Below are 17,588 nucleotides of genomic sequence, written 5' to 3'. Positions count from 1 at the left end.
TGGCCCTCAGCCCTCGTCCTTCTTCTTGTCCTTCTCGCCGTACACCGGGTTCTTCTCGCCCTTCTTCGCCCAGTCCTCGTCGAACCCGGCGTCGAGCGTGTGGATGCTGCTCACATGCCGCTCGATGAAGATCTCGTCGCCGGCGTGCGCGTTCTTGGTGAAGTCCATGTGGTTCGAGATCAGCGCGCAGGCGTCCATCACGGACCCGAGCTGCTTGTCCCACCGGGTCGACACGTGCTGCAGTGCTTTGCCCAGTGCGAACCCCTGCGAGTCCAGATCGGTGCCGGCTCCGTCCGTACTCGTGACCCGGGCTTCCTGCCACAGCCGGTTGTACAGCTTGAAGGCATGGTCACCGATCTTCGCCAGGTCTTTCTGATGCACCTGGAGATCGCCCTGCGGGCTGCCCGCATTGGGTCTGTCCTCGGGCGGCAGTCCGTTCAGCTGCATCTGCGCCGACTGCTTCTCGGCCGCCGACGCCTTCAATTGCTCCCACTCGTCCCAAGCCATCCGCAGGGCTCCTTCCCCCGTACAACGATGGACGCTTCAATTCCGCATCAACCTATGTGATGCGCCGTGCCTACGTGCAGGGGCTGTCCACGACGTCGGTGGTGATGCCGTACATCAGGTTGTCGATCGCCGCATCCCTCTCGGACTGCCCGGGCAGCGGTACCGCGTGCACCGTCAGGCAGATCCCGTCGATCTCGTAGCGCTCGACGAACGGGTCCTTTGGGTCCGGCTCCGTATCGGCCTCCGACCCGGACAGGCCCTCCCTGCTCGCCTCCGAGTCCCAGTCGCCGCCGGAGTCCTCGTTCTCCTTCACCAGCGTCGCGACCGGGTCCTCACGTTCCGGTCCCTTGAGCCGCGGGTCGATGAACCCGCCCCACGAGCCCTCGCCACCGGGCCACTTGTGGCGCCCTTGGCCGTCCTCCGTCTCCAGGTTCAGCGCCGCGTTCTCCACGCGATCCAGGACCTCCGCGTGATCCGGCCCCGTCTCGAAGACACCCGCCAGCCGCAGCATGCTGATCACCTGCCACCCCAGGAACAGCCCCAGCGCCACCAGCGCCACCCGGCGCCACATGAACGACGCCGCCGACGGCTCGTGCGGTTCCGGGTTGTCGAAGTGCGGCGCCCGGAAGCGCCACCACAGCTTGCGGGGGTCGACGAACAGGCCGAAGGCGACGAACGCCACCGCGAACACCCCGGCGAAGACCGCTGCCCCGATCATCAGGACAGCTCCGACGGCATCAGACCCGTCTGCACCAGCGGGTTCCCCCGCTGCCGCGACACGAAGATGCCGCGACCCGCCGGCATGGGGCGCATGCGCACGCCACCGAGCACGTCGCCTTCCGTCGGGTCGCCGGAGAGCAGTACACCCTGCGCGCCCAGCTCCATCATCCGCTGCATGAACGCCTCGTACGCCGCCCGGCTCGCACCCGCCGCGTTGCGGGCGATGATGAAGCGGACGCCGACGTCCCGTGCGAACGGCAGGAGTTCCGTCAGCTTCGCCAGCGGGTTGCCGCTCGACGTCGACACGAGGTCGTAGTCGTCGACGACCACGTACACGCAGGGGCCGCGCCACCAGCTGCGGTCCCGCAGTTGCTGCGCGGTGACCTCCGCGTTGGGTGTGCGGCGCTGCATCAGGTCGGCCAGCGCGTCGACATGGTGGTCCATGTTGTTCGACATCGGGACGTACTCGGCCAGGTGAGTGGCCGGCGTGACGTCCAGCAGCGCGCGGCGGTTGTCGATGACGAAGAACTTGGCGGAGTCGCCGTCGTAACGCTCCGTCAGCTGCTTGATCAGCAGCCGCAGCAGGTTCGACTTGCCGGACTCGCTCTCACCGAAGACCAGGAAGAACGGATCGCGGTCGAAGTTGACGAAGACCGGCTCCAGCGCGTTCTCGTCGATGGCGAACGCCACGCCGCGCTGCGGTTCGGCGTAACCCGCCGGGAGGCTCTGGGCCTGCAGCTCGCGAGGGAGGAGGCGTACGGCCGGGGCCGGGGCCGCCGTCCAGTGCCGGGTGACCTCCTGCGCCATCGCGGCCGTGGCCTCCGACAGGTCGCTGTCGGAGCTGATGCCGTCGATGCGGGGCACGGCGGCCATGAAGTGCATGCCCTCCGGGGTCAGACCGCGGCCGGGCACGCCGGCGGGGACGTTCGCGGCGGCCTTGCGGTCCACCTCGGAGTCCATCGTGTCGCCCAGCCTCAGCTCCAGCCGGTTCATCAGCTGATCCTTGAGGTTGGAGCGCACCTCCATCGAGCGCGACGCCGTCAGGATCACGTGGATGCCGTAGCCGAGTCCGCGCGCGGCGATGTCCACCACCGCGGACTCCAGCCCCTCGTAGTCGCTGCGGAAGTTGCCCCAGCCGTCGATCACCAGGAAGACGTCGCCCCACGGCTGGTCCGTGGCCGAGATCTCGCCGCGGGCCCGGAGCCTGCGGTACGTGGCGATGGAGTCGATGCCTGCGCTGCGGAAGTACTCCTCACGACGGGACAGGATGCCGTAGACCTCGGCCACCGTGCGCCGCACCCGCTCGGGGTCGAGACGCGAGGCCACACCGCCGACGTGCGGCAGGCTCTGGATCGACGACATGCCGCCACCACCGAAGTCGAGCCCGTAGAACTGGACTTCCTGCGGTGTGTGGGTCAGCGCGAACGCGGAGATGAGCGTCCGCAGCAGGGTCGACTTGCCGGACTGCGGACCGCCGATGATCTGCATGTGGCCCGCGGCTCCGGAGAAGTCCTTGTAGAGCGGGTCGCGGCGCTGCTCGTACGGCTTGTCCACGAGCCCAAGGGGCACGACCAGCCGGCCGGCCCCCTCGTAGCCGGGCTGGGTCAGGCCGCGGCCCTCCACCCCGGCGAGGCCGGGCAGCAGTTCGTCCAGCGCGGGCGGGTTGTCCAGCGGCGGCAGCCACACCTGGTGGGCCTCGGCGCCACGGCCTTCCAGGCGCCTGACGATCACATCGAGGACGGAGTCCGCCAGAGCGTCGTCCTCGGGTGCGCGGGCCTCGGGGACCTGGGCCTGGGCCGCGGGTTCGACGTAGCGCACCGGGACGGGCGCGGCCGTGAACGCGACCGGGCGCCGGTCGACCGGCAGCGGGCCGCCGGGCAGCATGGCCTGCTGATTCGTGCGGTACACACCGGACACGTAGGCCGCCTTGAAGCGCACCATCTCGTCCGTGCCGTACTTGAGGTATCCGGAACCGGGCACGTTCGGCAGGTGGTAGGCGTCGGGAACTCCGATCGCGGCGCGGGACTCCGCGGCGGAGAAGGTGCGCAGACCCACCCGGTACGACAGATACGTCTCCAGGCCCCGAAGACGCCCCTCCTCGAGGCGCTGCGAGGCCAGCAGCAGATGGACCCCCAGCGACCGGCCGATACGGCCGATCTGCACGAACATCTCGATGAAGTCGGGCTTGGCCGTCAGCAGCTCGCTGAACTCGTCGATCACGAGGACGAGCGACGGGATCGGCTGCAGCGGCGCACCGGCCGCACGCGCCTTCTCGTAGTCGTGGATGTTCGCGTAGTTGCCCGCGTCGCGGAGCATCTCCTGGCGGCGGTTGAGCTCGCCGCGGATGGAGTCGCCCATGCGGTCGACGAGAGTGAGGTCGTCCGCGAGGTTGGTGATGACAGCGGCCACGTGCGGCATCTGGGACATGCCCGCGAAGGTCGCACCACCCTTGAAGTCCGCGAGGACGAAGTTCAGGGTCTCCGAGGAGTGGGTGACGGCCAGGCCGAGCACCAGCGTGCGCAGCAGCTCCGACTTGCCCGAACCGGTGGCGCCGACGCACAGACCGTGCGGGCCCATGCCTTCCTGCGCCGCCTCCTTGAGGTCCAGCATGACCGGGCTGCCGTCCTCGCCGACGCCGATAGGCACGCGCAGCCGCTCGGACTGCGACCGCGGCCGCCAGGTCCGGCTGACGTCGACCGAAGCAGCGTCGCCGAGGTTCAGCAGGTCGGTGAACTCCAGGTTGGCGAGCAGCGGTTCGTCGTCGTCGCCGCCGGATGCGACGCGCAGCGGGGCCAGTTGGCGGGCGAGGGCCTCTGCCGCCTCCAGGCCCAGGAAGTCGGGGATTCCGTCGTACACGAGGCCGTGGCCGGACTCCAGCTGGAGAGAATCCGGGTGGACGACGACGGACAGACCGCCGCGCGCTCCGGTCATCTCGCCGGGTACGACCTCGATGATGGTCACGCCCTGAAGGCCCTCGGGGGCGGCCAGCGCCGAGGCCTGGGGGACCGACTGGCCGTCGAGGACGACCACGAGGTGCGGCTGGTCAAGGAGGGGGTGGTTGCCGCCCTGGAAGCGGGGGCGTCCCTCCAGCCTGGTGGCGAGCATGTTCTGCAGGTCGCGTGAGTCCGTGGTGATCAGGCGCCGCGAACCCGCACCGTCGCCCGGGCCGGGGGCCTGGACGTGCGGCAGCCACTTAGCCCACTCCCAGTGCTGCGCGGCAGCGGAACCGGTGGCCACGGCGATGACCAGGTCCTCCGGGGAGTGGAGCGCGGCGAGGGAGCCGACCATGGCTCGCGCGGCCGAGCGGACGGAGTCCGGGTCACCGCTGACCGTCAAGTGGTAGAAGGCCCGCAGGGACACCGCCATGGGCAGGCCGTCGAGCGTGCTGTGCGCGTTGAGGAACTGCTGCATCGCACCCGCGGTGAGCGGTTCCAGCTCGTCGACCGGGGCGGTTTCGGGGGCGATGAGGGCGGTTGCGAGCTGTTGGCTGCCCAGCCCGATGCGTACCTGCGCGAAGTCGTCGTCGGCGACGCGGCGTTCCCAGACCCGGCTGCCCTCGGCGACCAGCGCCCACAGCTGTTCCGGGGACGGGTGCAGATAGAACTGGGCGTCGCGCTGGAGTCTGGCCGTCCTGAGGACCGCGCGCCGGGTCTGCGTCAGGTACTTGAGGTAGTCCCGTCGCAGATCGGCCAGCTGGCCCTGGGTGCCGCGCCGGTAGCGGACGAGCATGGCGATACCCATCCCGACCGTCGACGCGATCATCACCATGCCCATGATCCGCATGATCGGGTTGGGGGTCATGAAGAAGAAGACGACCGAACCGCCCATACCGAGCATGGGCAAGAGCTGCATCAGAGCGCCCTCCTGCTGCCCCCGGGGCAGCTCGGGCGGTGGTTGCAGCTGCACCTGCTCTCCGGGCACTTCGGACGGCAGGGCCCGTGGTGGGCGCTTGACGACGATCTGACTCACAGCTCACCAATTCCCTTGCCGGACGGAAATGTTCCTATCGGCGCCCCCGTGGCGACGGGTTCCATCCGCGGGGAGGGATCCTACTTGCGTGGGGACTCACGGGTGGGCGGTAGGGTGGCGCGACGTGTTTGCGCGCTCATGAACTACCGCAAAAAAAGGGTCATTCGGAGCGCAATGTCAGGCTTGCCAGCCAGGATCACCACGAGGGGAAGCAGCAGGTGAGTATGTCGGCCCCAGCCACGGCCACCGGAGCCGGTCAGACGGCTCCCGCGACTGTGTCCAACGGCAGCACCGGCTTCTGCCGGGTCACGGTCGTGGCACCGGACGGTCGTGTCGACGTCGCCCTGCCCGAGGACATCGCCGTCGCCGACCTGTACCCGGAGATCCTCCGTCTGTCGGGTCAGACGCCCGCGCAGGGGGCCCCGGTCGGGTACCACCTGGTGCGCCGCGACGGCACGGTCCTGGACGGCGGGCGTTCCCTCGCCGCCCAGCGCATCCTCGACGGCGAACTGCTGTCGCTGCGGCCGTTCGCCGAATCGCTGCCGCCGGCGGTCTTCGACGACGTGTCCGACGCCGTGGCCTCCGCCGTCGCCCGGGACCGCACGCTGTGGAGCGACGCCCTGATGCGGGGCGCGGGCCTGTTCGGCGGTTCCGTCCTGCTGGTGCTGCTGGCCTTCGCCCTGTGGTCCGCCGACCCGCGGCACGACATGCACGGCCTGCCCGGCATCCTCGCCGCCGTCGCCGGAGTGCTGCTGCTGGCGCTCGCGGCCGTGCGCGCCAGGGTGTACGACGACCGGGGCTCCTCGGTGGCGCTCGGAGTCGGTGCAATGGCGAACGCGGCCGTGGGCGGCGCCGGGCTGCTGCCGCTCGCCCAGGGGGAGGGGATCGGCAAGCTGCAGTTCCTTCTCGCCTGCGCCGCCGTCCTCGTCTGCGCCGTGATCCTCACGATCGTCGCGCCGGCCGGGGACGGCCCCTTCGTCGCGTTCGTCTTCGCCGCGACCGTCGGTCTCCTGGTCACGTTCGTCGCCATTGCGACCTCACTGAAGCCGGTCGAGACGGCGGCGGTCTGCTCACCCCTCGCCGTCGGCGCCCTCGCCTTCCTGCCGGGGCTGTCCACCCGGTTCGCCCGCCTGCCCGTCGGCTTCGAGCCGCCGCGGACGTCCGTCGGCGGTTACGGCACCGACCCCGAGCCCCAGGGGCCGGTCGACGGCGAGCGGATCGCGGCACGAGCCCGCCGGGGTCACGAGCTGCTCGTCGGCCTGGTCGGCGGCTGCGCCCTGGTCGCCGTCGGCGCCGCCGCGGTGCTCGGATTCTCCGACAACGTCTGGGGACAGCTGCTCGCGCTGGCGACCGGAGTCGCCATGCTCATGCGCGCACACCTCTTCCGCTACACGGCGCAGGTCGGCTGCGCGCTCGCGGCGGGTCTCGGCGCCCTGGTGCTGCTCGGGCTCGGGCTGTGCCTCAACCCGCCCACCGGCCTCTTCCAGGACGCCCTGCGCGGGGACGGCACCGGCCTCGACATCCGTACGATCTGGCTCGCCGCCGCGATTGCCGGAGTCGCCGCGCTGATCACGGCCATCGGCCTGATCGTGCCGCGCAAGGGCGTCACGCCGTTCTGGGGCCGCTTCCTGGAGGTCGCCGAGACGTTTGTGCTGCTCACGCTCATGCCGCTGTGCCTGGCCGTCTTCGACGTCTACCACTCGATCCGGGCGCTGACGTCCTGAACACCCTGGTACCCTGTGTAACGGCCGTTTGTGTACGCGATCGCCGGAGCCCCCCAGGGCTCTGGAGCAGCGCTCATCGGACCTTCGCCTCCGAGTCACGGAAGCTCCCCTGAGACCAAGACCAGGGGCACTCGTGGGCGCATCGAACACCCAGAGGAGTACCGAGTGTCTCTCGACGCCGCTACGAAGAAGCAGATCATCGCCGAGTTCGGCACCAAGGAGGGCGACACCGGTTCCCCCGAGGTCCAGGTCGCGATGCTCTCCCGCCGCATCTCGGACCTGACCGAGCACCTCAAGACGCACAAGCACGACCACCACTCCCGTCGTGGTCTGCTGATCCTCGTCGGCCAGCGCCGCCGTCTGCTGCAGTACCTGGCCAAGAAGGACATCCAGCGCTTCCGTACGCTGGTCGACCGGCTCGGCATCCGCCGTGGTGCGGCCGGCGCCAAGTAAGACGCCGTGAAGGGAGCGGTTCCCACCGACAGGGGGCCGCTCCCTTTGCTGTACGCACGGCTGTCGTCGCGCTGTACGTGCGCGACGGACCGGACGGCAATTAGTCTGGTCGCACAACGACACACCCATCGAGCGCGAGAAGACGCCTCCTCGCCGCCGGTCCTCGGTAGTGGCCCCCGGACACATACCGGGTGCTTCGATCGAAGACCGGCCCGCACCCAAGGCGTGCTTCTCCGCCACCGTTCCGCCACCACACGGGTGCCGGACGAAAAGACGACACGTAGGAGAAATCGCTAGTGGAGAACGAGACCCACTACGCCGAGGCCGTCATCGACAACGGCGCCTTCGGCACCCGCACCATCCGCTTCGAGACGGGCCGCCTGGCCAAGCAGGCCGCCGGTTCCGCCGTGGCGTACCTGGACGACGACACCATGGTGCTGTCGGCCACCACCGCTTCGAAGAAGCCCAAGGACCAGCTCGACTTCTTCCCCCTCACGGTGGACGTCGAGGAGCGGATGTACTCGGCCGGCAAGATCCCCGGCTCCTTCTTCCGCCGGGAGGGCCGGCCCTCCGAGGACGCGATCCTCACCTGCCGCCTGATCGACCGACCGCTGCGCCCGTCCTTCAAGAAGGGCCTGCGCAACGAGATCCAGATCGTCGAGACGATCATGGCGCTCAACCCCGATCACCTCTACGACGTGATCGCGATCAACGCCGCATCCTGCTCCACGCAGCTCGCCGGCCTGCCCTTCTCCGGCCCCATCGGCGGCACCCGTGTCGCGCTGATCAAGGGCCAGTGGGTCGCGTTCCCGACGCACACCGAGCTCGAGGACGCCGTCTTCGACATGGTGGTCGCCGGCCGCGTCCTGGAGGACGGCGACGTCGCGATCATGATGGTCGAGGCCGAGGCCACCGAGAAGACGATCGAGCTCGTCAAGGGCGGCGCCGAGGCGCCGACCGAGGAGATCGTCGCCGCCGGTCTCGAGGCCGCGAAGCCGTTCATCAAGGTCCTGTGCAAGGCGCAGGCGGACCTCGCCGCCAAGGCTGCCAAGCCCGAGGGCGAGTTCCCGGTCTTCCTCGACTACGAGGACGACGTCTACGCCGCTCTGTCCGACGCGGTCAAGGACGAGCTCGCCCAGGCGCTCACCATCGCCGGCAAGCAGGAGCGCGAGACCGAGCTGGACCGCGTCAAGGCGGTCGCCGCCGAGAAGCTGCTCCCGGCCTTCGAGGGCCGCGAGAAGGAGATCTCCGCCGCGTACCGCTCGCTGACCAAGGCCCTGGTGCGCGAGCGCGTCATCAAGGACAAGGTCCGCATCGACGGCCGTGGCGTCACGGACATCCGTACGCTCGCCGCCGAGGTCGAGGCGATCCCGCGCGTGCACGGCTCGGCGCTGTTCGAGCGTGGCGAGACCCAGATCCTGGGCGTCACCACCCTGAACATGCTCCGCATGGAGCAGCAGCTGGACACCCTCTCCCCGGTGACCCGCAAGCGCTACATGCACAACTACAACTTCCCGCCGTACTCCACCGGTGAGACCGGCCGCGTCGGTTCCCCGAAGCGCCGTGAGATCGGCCACGGCGCGCTCGCCGAGCGCGCTCTCGTGCCGGTGCTGCCGACGCGCGAGGAGTTCCCGTACGCGATCCGTCAGGTGTCCGAGGCCCTCGGCTCCAACGGCTCGACGTCCATGGGCTCGGTCTGCGCCTCCACCATGTCGCTGCTGAACGCCGGTGTGCCGCTGAAGGCCCCCGTCGCCGGTATCGCCATGGGGCTGATCTCCCAGGAGATCGACGGCGAGACCCACTACGTCACCCTCACCGACATCCTCGGTGCGGAGGACGCCTTCGGTGACATGGACTTCAAGGTCGCCGGCACCAAGGAGTTCGTCACCGCCCTCCAGCTCGACACGAAGCTGGACGGCATCCCGGCCTCCGTCCTGGCCGCGGCCCTCAAGCAGGCCCGCGACGCCCGCCTCCACATCCTCGACGTGATGATGGAAGCGATCGACACCCCGGACGAGATGTCCCCGAACGCCCCGCGGATCATCACCGTCAAGATCCCCGTGGACAAGATCGGCGAGGTCATCGGCCCCAAGGGCAAGATGATCAACCAGATCCAGGAGGACACCGGCGCCGAGATCACGATCGAGGACGACGGCACCATCTACATCGGTGCCGCCGACGGCCCGGCCGCCGAGGCCGCCCGCGCCACGATCAACGGCATCGCCAACCCGACCATGCCGGAGGTCGGCGAGCGCTACCTGGGTACCGTCGTCAAGACGACCACCTTCGGTGCGTTCGTGTCCCTGCTCCCGGGCAAGGACGGCCTGCTGCACATCTCGCAGATCCGCAAGCTCGCCGGCGGCAAGCGCGTGGAGAACGTCGAGGACGTCGTGGCCGTGGGCTCGAAGGTCCAGGTCGAGATCGCCGAGATCGACTCGCGCGGAAAGCTCTCCCTGATCCCCGTGGTCGAGGGCGGCGAAGAGGGCGACGAGAACAAGGACGACACCGACAAGTGACGTCCCGTAGTTCCAGGACGACGGCCCGCACCTCCTCGGAGGCGCGGGCCGTCGCCCGTACCCAAACCCTGCTCAAGGGCAAGGACGGCATCGGCACGGTCCGGCGCACCACCCTGCCCGGCGGCCTGCGCGTCGTCACCGAGACGCTGCCGTCCGTACGCTCCGCCACCTTCGGGATCTGGGCGAACGTCGGCTCACGTGACGAGACGCCGTCACTCGGCGGCGCCACCCACTACCTCGAGCACCTCCTGTTCAAGGGCACGAGCCGGCGTTCCGCCCTCGACATCTCCGCCGCAATCGACGCGGTGGGCGGCGAGATGAACGCCTTCACGGCCAAGGAGTACACCTGCTACTACGCGCGGGTGCTCGACACGGATCTGCCGCTCGCCATCGACGTCGTGTGCGACATGCTCACGGGCTCGCTCATCCTCGAAGAGGACGTCGACATCGAGCGCGGCGCGATCCTCGAAGAGATCGCGATGACCGAGGACGACCCGGGCGACTGCGTGCACGACCTGTTCGCGCACACCATGTTCGGTGACTCCCCGCTCGGCCGGCCGGTCCTCGGCACCGTCGACACCGTCAACGCGCTCACGGCGGACCGCATCCGGCGCTTCTACAAGAAGCACTACGACCCCACCCATCTGATCGTCGCCGCCGCCGGCAACATCGACCACGCCACGGTCGTACGCCAGGTCCGCCGCGCCTTCGAGAGGGCCGGCGCCCTCTCCCGTACGGACGCGGTCCCCACGCCGCCCCGCGACGGCAGCCGCGTCCTGCGCACCGCCGGCCGGGTCGAGCTCCTGGGCCGCAAGACCGAGCAGGCCCACGTCGTCCTCGGCATGCCGGGCCTCGCCCGCACCGACGACCGCCGCTGGGCCCTCGGCGTCCTGAACACCGCGCTCGGCGGCGGCATGTCCTCGCGCCTCTTCCAGGAGGTCCGCGAGAAGCGCGGCCTGGCCTACAGCGTGTACTCGTACACGTCGGGCTTCGCCGACACGGGACTGTTCGGTGTCTACGCGGGCTGCCGGCCGAGCCAGATCCACGACGTCCTCAAGATCTGCCGGGACGAACTCGACCGGGTCGCGGCGGAGGGCCTGTCCGACGAGGAGATCGGCCGCGCCATCGGGCAGCTCGCCGGTTCGACGGTCCTCGGCCTTGAGGACACGGGCGCGCTCATGAACCGCATCGGCAAGAGCGAGCTGTGCTGGGGTTCCCAGATGTCGGTCGACGAGATGCTCGCCCGGATATCGGCCGTCACCCCCGACGAGGTGCGGGCGGTCGCCGGTGACATCCTGGGGCAGCGTCCGTCGCTGTCGGTCATCGGTCCGCTCAAGGACAAGCAGGCGGACCGCCTGCACGAAGCGGTCTCGTAATCCCCTGAAGGAAGAGTGCAATGAGCAAGCTGCGCGTGGCTGTTCTCGGTGCCAGGGGCCGTATCGGCTCCGAGGCCGTACGAGCCGTGGAGGCCGCCGACGACATGGAGCTGGTCGCGGCCCTCGGCCGCGGTGACACGCTGGAGACCCTCGTGGAATCCGGCGCGCAGGTCGTGGTCGAACTGACCACCCCGGACTCCGTGATGGGCAACCTCGACTTCTGCGTACGCCACGGCATGCACGCGGTCGTCGGCACCACCGGATGGACCGACGACCGCCTCGCGCAGCTGAACACCTGGCTCGCCGCCTCCCCGGAGACCGGCGTGCTCATCGCACCCAACTTCTCCATCGGCGCGGTGCTCACCATGAAGTTCGCCGAGCAGGCGGCGCGCTTCTTCGAGTCCGTCGAGGTCGTCGAGCTGCACCACCCGAACAAGGCGGACGCCCCGTCCGGCACCGCCACCCGCACCGCCCAGCTGATCGCCGCGGCCCGCGCCGAGGCCGGCTGCGCCCCGCAGCCCGACGCCACCGTCACCGCCCTCGACGGCGCCCGCGGCGCCGATGTCGACGGTGTCCCGGTGCACGCGGTCCGCCTGCGCGGCCTCCTGGCCCACCAGGAGGTGCTGCTCGGCGGCGAGGGCGAGACGCTGACCATCCGGCACGACTCGCTGCACCACAGCAGCTTCATGCCCGGCATCCTGCTCGGCGTCCGCCGCGTGGTGTCCGCCCCCGGCCTCACCTTCGGGCTGGAAAACTTCCTCGACCTGGCCTGACCGGGACCTCGGATGCGCGCAAAGATCACGTACTTCGTCACGGCAGCCGTCCTGGTCGTCTACTTCGTCCTGGTCGGCAGCCGGGGCCTGATGCTGATCCGGCAGGGCACCGCGCTCACCGTCACGTTCGGTGTCGCGGTGCTGATCCTGCCGGTGATCGGCCTGTGGTTCCTGTGGAAGAACACCCAGTTCGTCACGAGGGCCAATCAGCTCGCGGCCGAACTGGACGCCGAGGGCGGACTGCCGGTCGACGAGCTGGTGCGTACGCCGGGCGGCCGTATCGACAGGGACTCCGCCGACGCGGTGTTCGCCCGGCGACGTGCGGAGACGGAGGACTCGCCGGACGACTGGCGCTGCTGGTTCCGCCTCGCTGTCGCGTACCACGACGCGCGCGACACCCCGCGCGCCCGCAAGGCCATGCAGCGCGCGATCGCCCTGCACGACGGCAAGCCCGTCACCGACTGACGGCGCCGTCCGTCGACGGCCGGGCGGCTGACGGCCCGAGACCCTGGGCGCGCCCGGCCCCCGCCGCCGTCAGGCGGTGCGGTACTCGGCGCCCCACGCCTCGATGCTGTCCGCGGCCCGGTCGAAGGCCTCGAGCCGCGACAGGAAGTCGCCGTCGTGATCGGTGAGCAGGGCGAGCTGCGCACCGCCCCGGTGCTCGAGCATCAGCGCCTGCCCCTGCACGGTCCTCGGCATCCCGAGCCAGCGCACCGGCTGCTGCACGGTCCGCAGCGCGGTGGTGCGGTTCCAGGGGACCGTGGTGGTCGAGAAGAACGCCACGCGCCGTATGCCGTGCCGGCTCACCCACGTGCCGATGCGCAGCAGTCGCAGCGCGGCGACGATCACGGCGGCGCCGAGGACCATGCACACGGCGGCCCCGGAGAGCGCGCCCGCGAACGCGATGATCATCCCGGCGATGAGCACGAACGAGGCGAACAGCAGCAGGAGCGCCGCGGCCCCCACCCGCCACGGACCCGGGCGGTAGGGACGCCGCCAGCGGTCGTGGTCGTGGTCGTCGAAGGGCAGCGCGACGTCGTCCGCTTGCACGTCGAAAGCGCGGTCGGCCGTCAGGAAGGGCAGGGGCACGACAGATCCTCACTCACCAGCACACTCGGTTGGGCTGTGCCCGGTGAGGCTATCGAGGCGGTCGGGGGACGACCACCCCCGGGGGCCAAGGGGGTGGTCGTCCCCCCGACCGGTCATGCGGAGGTCAGCGTCCTTCCGATGCCTCGGACTTCTGCGAATGGGTGGGCGCCTGGTCCGATTCGAGCGCGGGCATCCCGAGCAGCAGGGAACCGACGAGACCGCCGACGATGGTGAGTCCGATCATCGCCCGCCCCAGCAGCTCGGACCTGGTCGGTCGTTCCCGGGGCGGGGGAGTGACGTTACTGCGGAAGGCGTCGGCCTCGGCGACGAACGAGAACGGGACGGCCTCTCGCCGGAACATCAGGGACTCTCCTTGAAACTCGTGGGCTTGTGGGTGGTGCCGGCTGCTCGTGCAGCCGCTGCTCATACAGACGAGCAACGCGGTCGTTCGGTGCCCGAATTCCCCGAATTGACCAGTCGACACCTCCCGCCCGCCGTTTCCGTGACTGTCGGTGGTCCGCCGTAGAGTGGGCGCCGCCCGAGCGATGCAACTGGAAGGACCCGCCGGTGAGCGACACCCCCGCAGAGAACGTCAAGCCCAGCTTCCGCAGCGATGTCACGGTCGAGCTGGTGAAGCACACCGCCGGTGACTCCGACGTGCTGTGGGCCGCCCGCGTCTCCACCGCGGGCGAGCAGTCCCTCGACGAGCTCTCGAAGGACCCCGAGCGCTCCAAGGGCCTCATCAACTACCTGATGAGGGACCGCCACGGCAGCCCCTTTGAGCACAACTCGATGACCTTCTTCATCAGCGCCCCGATCTTCGTCTTCCGCGAGTTCATGCGCCACCGCGTCGGCTGGTCGTACAACGAGGAGTCCGGCCGCTACCGCCGTCTTGAGCCGGTCTTCTACATCCCGGACGAGGAGCGCAAGCTCGTCCAGGAGGGCCGCCCCGGGAAGTACGTGTTCGTCGAGGGCACCCAGGCGCAGCAGGAGCTCACCGGCCGGGTCATGTCGGACGCCTACCTCCACGCGTACGAGGCGTATCAGGAGATGCTCGACGCGGGCGTCGCGCGCGAGGTGGCCCGTTCGGTCCTGCCGGTCGGCCTCTACTCCTCGATGTACGCCACGTGCAATGCCCGCTCGCTCATGCACTTCCTCGGCCTGCGCACCCAGCACCACGACGCAAAGGTCCCGTCCTTCCCGCAGCGTGAGATCGAAATGGTCGGCGAGAAGATGGAGCAGCACTGGGCCAAGCTCATGCCGCTCACGTACGCCGCCTTCAATGCCAACGGGCGCATGGCCCCCTGACGGCTGCCGCGGGCACAGATGTGCGGTCAGCCTGGCGAAGTGTCCGTATTGCGGCGTTTCGAGAAGTTCATCTAGGCTGATCAAACGGACCCGGCACTGCTTGAACCCCCGAGCAGGCAGTGCCGGGTTCCACATGCCACGTCGTACGTCACGTCCCCCGAGGGGACACCCGGCGCTGAGCAGCGAGTAGCGTGTTACCCATGGCTCCGATCTCCACTCCGCAGACCCCCTTCGGGCGGGTCCTCACCGCCATGGTCACGCCTTTCACGGCGGACGGCGCACTCGACATCGCAGGCGCGCAGCGACTGGCCGCCCACCTGGTGGACGCAGGCAACGACGGCCTGGTCATCAACGGCACCACCGGCGAGTCGCCCACCACCAGCGACGCGGAGAAAGACCAGCTCGTACGGGCCGTCCTGGAAGCGGTCGGAGACCGTGCCCACGTCGTCGCCGGCATCGGGACGAACGACACCCACCACTCCATCGAGCTCGCCCGGGCCGCCGAGCGCGCCGGCGCACACGGCCTCCTCGCCGTCACGCCGTACTACAACAAGCCTCCCCAGGAGGGGCTGTACCGGCACTTCTCGGCCATCGCCGACGCGACGGAACTGCCGGTCATGCTGTACGACATCCCCGGCCGCAGCGGCGTCCCGATCGACACCGAGACGATCGTCCGCCTCGCCGCGCACCCGCGCATCGTCGCCAACAAGGACGCCAAGGGGGACCTCGGCCGCGCCAGCTGGGCCATCGCCCGCAGCGGCCTCGCCTGGTACTCCGGCGACGACATGCTCAACCTGCCGCTCCTGTCCGTCGGCGCGGTCGGCTTCGTCTCCGTGGTCGGCCATGTCGTCACTCCGGAGCTGCGCGCCCTCCTCGACGCCCACCGCGGCGGCGACGTCGAGAAGGCGACGGAGATCCACCAGAAGCTGCTGCCGGTCTTCACCGGCATGTTCCGAACCCAGGGCGTGATCACCACCAAGGCGGCCCTGGCCCTCCAGGGCCTGCCCGCCGGCCCGCTGCGGCTGCCGCTCGTGGAGCTCTCGCCGGAGGAAACCGCACAGCTCAAGATCGACCTGGCCGCCGGCGGGGTACAGCTCTGAGTACAGACTTCACAACTGAATAGACGCAGAACCGGCCGACGTGATCGATGAGGTCGACACACCCGCGGAATCGGTGAGCCACGACCCCGATCGGACCGGCCGTCACACATACACCAGCAAGTGGCATGAATGTCATGTACGCCACGTGCCCAGGCGGGCGCGTGGCGTGCATGGTGAGGAGAGTCTTTTGAGTCATCCGCATCCTGAACTCGGCGCGCCCCCGAAGCTGCCCAAGGGCGGCCTGCGCGTCACGCCCCTCGGCGGCCTCGGCGAGATCGGCCGGAACATGACGGTCTTCGAGTACGACGGCCGACTGCTCATCGTCGACTGCGGCGTCCTCTTCCCCGAGGAGGAGCAGCCCGGGATCGACCTGATCCTTCCGGATTTCACCACCATCCGGGACCGTCTCGACGACGTCGAAGGCATCGTGCTCACGCACGGCCACGAGGACCACATCGGCGGTGTCCCGTACCTGCTCCGGCTGAAGCCGGACATCCCGCTGATCGGCTCCAAGCTGACCCTCGCCCTCATCGAGGCCAAGCTCCAGGAGCACCGCATCCGCCCGTACACGCTCGAGGTGGCCGAGGGCAACCGAGAGCGCATCGGCCCCTTCGACTGCGAGTTCATCGCGGTCAACCACTCCATCCCCGACGCCCTGGCCGTCGCCATCCGCACACCCGCGGGCATGGTCGTGCACACCGGCGACTTCAAGATGGACCAGCTGCCGCTGGACCGTCGACTCACCGACCTGCACGCCTTCGCGCGGCTCAGCGAGGAGGGCATCGACCTCCTGCTGTCGGACTCGACGAACGCCGAGGTCCCGGGCTTCGTCCCGCCCGAGCGCGAGATCTCGAACGTCCTGCGCACGGTCTTCGCGAACGCCCAGAAGCGGATCATCGTCGCCAGCTTCGCGAGCCACGTCCACCGCATCCAGCAGATCCTCGACGCCGCGCACGAATACGGACGCCGGGTCGCCTTCGTCGGACGCTCGATGGTCCGGAACATGGGCATCGCCCGGGACCTGGGCTACCTGCGCGTCCCGGCCGGGCTCGTCGTGGACGTCAAGACGCTCGACGACCTGCCCGACCACGAGGTCGTCCTCGTCTGCACCGGTTCCCAGGGCGAGCCCATGGCGGCTCTGTCCCGGATGGCCAACCGCGACCACCAGATCCGCATCGTCCAGGGCGACACGGTGATCCTGGCGTCGTCCCTCATCCCGGGCAACGAGAACGCGGTCTACCGCGTGATCAACGGCCTGAGCCGGTGGGGCGCGAACGTGGTCCACAAGGGCAACGCCAAGGTCCACGTCTCGGGCCACGCCTCGGCCGGCGAGCTGCTGTACTTCTACAACATCTGCAAGCCGAAGAACCTGATGCCCGTCCACGGGGAGTGGCGCCATCTGCGCGCCAACGCCGAGCTGGGCGCGCTCACGGGTGTCCCGAAGGACCGCATCGTCATCGCCGAGGACGGCGTGGTCGTCGACCTGATCGACGGCAAGGCCAAGATCGTCGGCAAGGTCCAGGCCGGGTACGTGTACGTGGACGGCCTGTCGGTCGGCGACGTCACCGAGCCGGCGCTCAAGGACCGTCGCATCCTCGGCGAAGAGGGCATCATCTCGGTCTTCGTCGTCGTCGACAGCACGACGGGCAAGGTCGTGGGAGGCCCCAACATCCACGCGAGGGGCTCCGGCATCGACGACTCCGTGTTCACCGGCGTCGCGCCGAAGATCGAGGAGGCGATCGCCAAGGCGGCCGCCGACGGCGTCGCCGAGCCCCACCAACTGCAGCAACTGGTCCGCCGATCGGTCGGCAAGTGGGTGTCCGACACCTACCGCCGGCGCCCGATGATCCTGCCCGTCGTCGTCGAGGTCTGACGCCAGCGCACGTCGTCACTCCGGAGCGGGGCCCCCGATTTGCATCGGGGCGCTCCGCTCCAGTACGTTTACATCTCCGCCTGAACGGGAACCCCGCACACTCATGTGCGCATACCGGTGCCCGAAGGGGGCGGGGAATTCCGACTCAGAATCTCTGATAAAGTCGGGTCCGCCGGAAAG

14 protein-coding genes are annotated in these 17,588 nt (G+C 69.5%); 9 read left to right on the top strand and 5 right to left on the bottom strand.

The features are described from left to right. Positions 1 to 6: 6 nt before the first annotated feature. The 3 genes from HW130_RS21605 to eccCa all read right to left on the bottom strand — a co-directional run bounded on the left by HW130_RS21605 (position 7) and on the right by eccCa (position 5,196). Positions 7 to 507: a hypothetical protein gene (locus HW130_RS21605; protein ID WP_177151315.1), complete on the bottom strand. Its 501-nt coding sequence runs from the start codon at positions 505 to 507 to the stop codon at positions 7 to 9. Positions 508 to 577: 70 nt separating this feature from the next. Next, entirely contained in the window at positions 578 to 1,225 is a 648-nt protein-coding gene (locus HW130_RS21600; protein WP_177151314.1) for a hypothetical protein, read from the bottom strand. Beyond that, positions 1,225 to 5,196 carry a type VII secretion protein EccCa gene (eccCa, locus tag HW130_RS21595; RefSeq protein WP_177151313.1) on the bottom strand — a complete coding sequence of 1,324 codons (3,972 nt, stop codon included), beginning with the start codon at positions 5,194 to 5,196 and terminating at the stop codon, positions 1,225 to 1,227. Before eccCa ends, HW130_RS21600 begins: the two co-directional genes overlap by 1 nt. 224 nt (positions 5,197 to 5,420) lie before the next feature. On the opposite strand from eccCa, the gene eccD reads away from it, so the two are divergent. The 6 genes from eccD to HW130_RS21565 all read left to right on the top strand — a co-directional run bounded on the left by eccD (position 5,421) and on the right by HW130_RS21565 (position 12,503). After that, positions 5,421 to 6,920, top strand: coding sequence for a type VII secretion integral membrane protein EccD (eccD, locus tag HW130_RS21590; RefSeq protein WP_177151312.1), 1,500 nt, complete (start codon positions 5,421 to 5,423; stop codon positions 6,918 to 6,920). Positions 6,921 to 7,085: 165 nt separating this feature from the next. Then, a complete protein-coding gene (rpsO, locus tag HW130_RS21585) occupies positions 7,086 to 7,373 on the top strand; it encodes a 30S ribosomal protein S15 (protein WP_030583699.1) in 288 nt (95 codons plus the stop codon). Positions 7,374 to 7,669: 296 nt separating this feature from the next. Further along, the gene (locus tag HW130_RS21580; RefSeq protein ID WP_177151311.1) at positions 7,670 to 9,889 is read left to right on the top strand and encodes a polyribonucleotide nucleotidyltransferase; all 2,220 of its coding nucleotides are present in this window, start codon (positions 7,670 to 7,672) and stop codon (positions 9,887 to 9,889) included. Continuing rightward, positions 9,886 to 11,265 (top strand): pitrilysin family protein, encoded by a 1,380-nt coding sequence (locus HW130_RS21575; RefSeq protein ID WP_177151310.1) that lies wholly within the window; start codon positions 9,886 to 9,888, stop codon positions 11,263 to 11,265. Before HW130_RS21580 ends, HW130_RS21575 begins: the two co-directional genes overlap by 4 nt. 20 nt (positions 11,266 to 11,285) lie before the next feature. Further along, complete coding sequence (gene dapB / locus HW130_RS21570; RefSeq protein WP_177151309.1) at positions 11,286 to 12,038, top strand: 4-hydroxy-tetrahydrodipicolinate reductase; 753 nt, start codon at positions 11,286 to 11,288, stop codon at positions 12,036 to 12,038. A gap of 12 nt (positions 12,039 to 12,050) precedes the next feature. After that, entirely contained in the window at positions 12,051 to 12,503 is a 453-nt protein-coding gene (locus HW130_RS21565; protein ID WP_177151308.1) for a tetratricopeptide repeat protein, read from the top strand. Positions 12,504 to 12,572: 69 nt separating this feature from the next. On the opposite strand, the gene HW130_RS21560 is transcribed toward HW130_RS21565, so the two are convergent. After that, a complete protein-coding gene (locus HW130_RS21560) occupies positions 12,573 to 13,127 on the bottom strand; it encodes a hypothetical protein (RefSeq protein ID WP_177151307.1) in 555 nt (184 codons plus the stop codon). A gap of 124 nt (positions 13,128 to 13,251) precedes the next feature. After that, on the bottom strand, positions 13,252 to 13,488 hold the full coding sequence (locus HW130_RS21555; RefSeq protein ID WP_177151306.1) for a hypothetical protein: 237 nt from the start codon (positions 13,486 to 13,488) through the stop codon (positions 13,252 to 13,254). A gap of 206 nt (positions 13,489 to 13,694) precedes the next feature. Between HW130_RS21555 and thyX the strand changes: the two genes are divergently transcribed. The 3 genes from thyX to HW130_RS21540 all read left to right on the top strand — a co-directional run bounded on the left by thyX (position 13,695) and on the right by HW130_RS21540 (position 17,408). Continuing rightward, on the top strand, positions 13,695 to 14,435 hold the full coding sequence (gene thyX, locus HW130_RS21550; RefSeq protein WP_177151305.1) for an FAD-dependent thymidylate synthase: 741 nt from the start codon (positions 13,695 to 13,697) through the stop codon (positions 14,433 to 14,435). A 200-nt stretch (positions 14,436 to 14,635) separates the two neighbouring features. Continuing rightward, on the top strand, positions 14,636 to 15,535 hold the full coding sequence (gene dapA / locus HW130_RS21545) for a 4-hydroxy-tetrahydrodipicolinate synthase (RefSeq protein ID WP_177151304.1): 900 nt from the start codon (positions 14,636 to 14,638) through the stop codon (positions 15,533 to 15,535). Positions 15,536 to 15,722: 187 nt separating this feature from the next. Then, on the top strand, positions 15,723 to 17,408 hold the full coding sequence (locus HW130_RS21540) for a ribonuclease J (protein ID WP_177151303.1): 1,686 nt from the start codon (positions 15,723 to 15,725) through the stop codon (positions 17,406 to 17,408). Positions 17,409 to 17,588: the final 180 nt, after the last annotated feature.

This window comes from Streptomyces sp. PKU-EA00015 (genome assembly GCF_013387495.1).
Classification (GTDB): Bacteria; Actinomycetota; Actinomycetes; order Streptomycetales; family Streptomycetaceae; genus Streptomyces.
Note: the sequence above shows the minus strand (reverse complement) of the source record. Positions and strands in the feature narration are given on the sequence as shown.

Excerpts from the sequence above, each read along its gene's own strand:
- HW130_RS21605 (WP_177151315.1), bottom strand. The coding sequence starts at position 507 with ATGGCTTGGGACGAGTGGGAGCAATTGAAGGCGTCGGCGGCCGAGAAG.
- HW130_RS21600 (WP_177151314.1), bottom strand. The coding sequence starts at position 1,225 with ATGATCGGGGCAGCGGTCTTCGCCGGGGTGTTCGCGGTGGCGTTCGTC.
- eccD (WP_177151312.1), top strand. The coding sequence starts at position 5,421 with ATGTCGGCCCCAGCCACGGCCACCGGAGCCGGTCAGACGGCTCCCGCG.
- dapB (WP_177151309.1), top strand. The coding sequence starts at position 11,286 with ATGAGCAAGCTGCGCGTGGCTGTTCTCGGTGCCAGGGGCCGTATCGGC.
- HW130_RS21565 (WP_177151308.1), top strand. The coding sequence starts at position 12,051 with ATGCGCGCAAAGATCACGTACTTCGTCACGGCAGCCGTCCTGGTCGTC.
- HW130_RS21555 (WP_177151306.1), bottom strand. The coding sequence starts at position 13,488 with ATGTTCCGGCGAGAGGCCGTCCCGTTCTCGTTCGTCGCCGAGGCCGAC.
- dapA (WP_177151304.1), top strand. The coding sequence starts at position 14,636 with ATGGCTCCGATCTCCACTCCGCAGACCCCCTTCGGGCGGGTCCTCACC.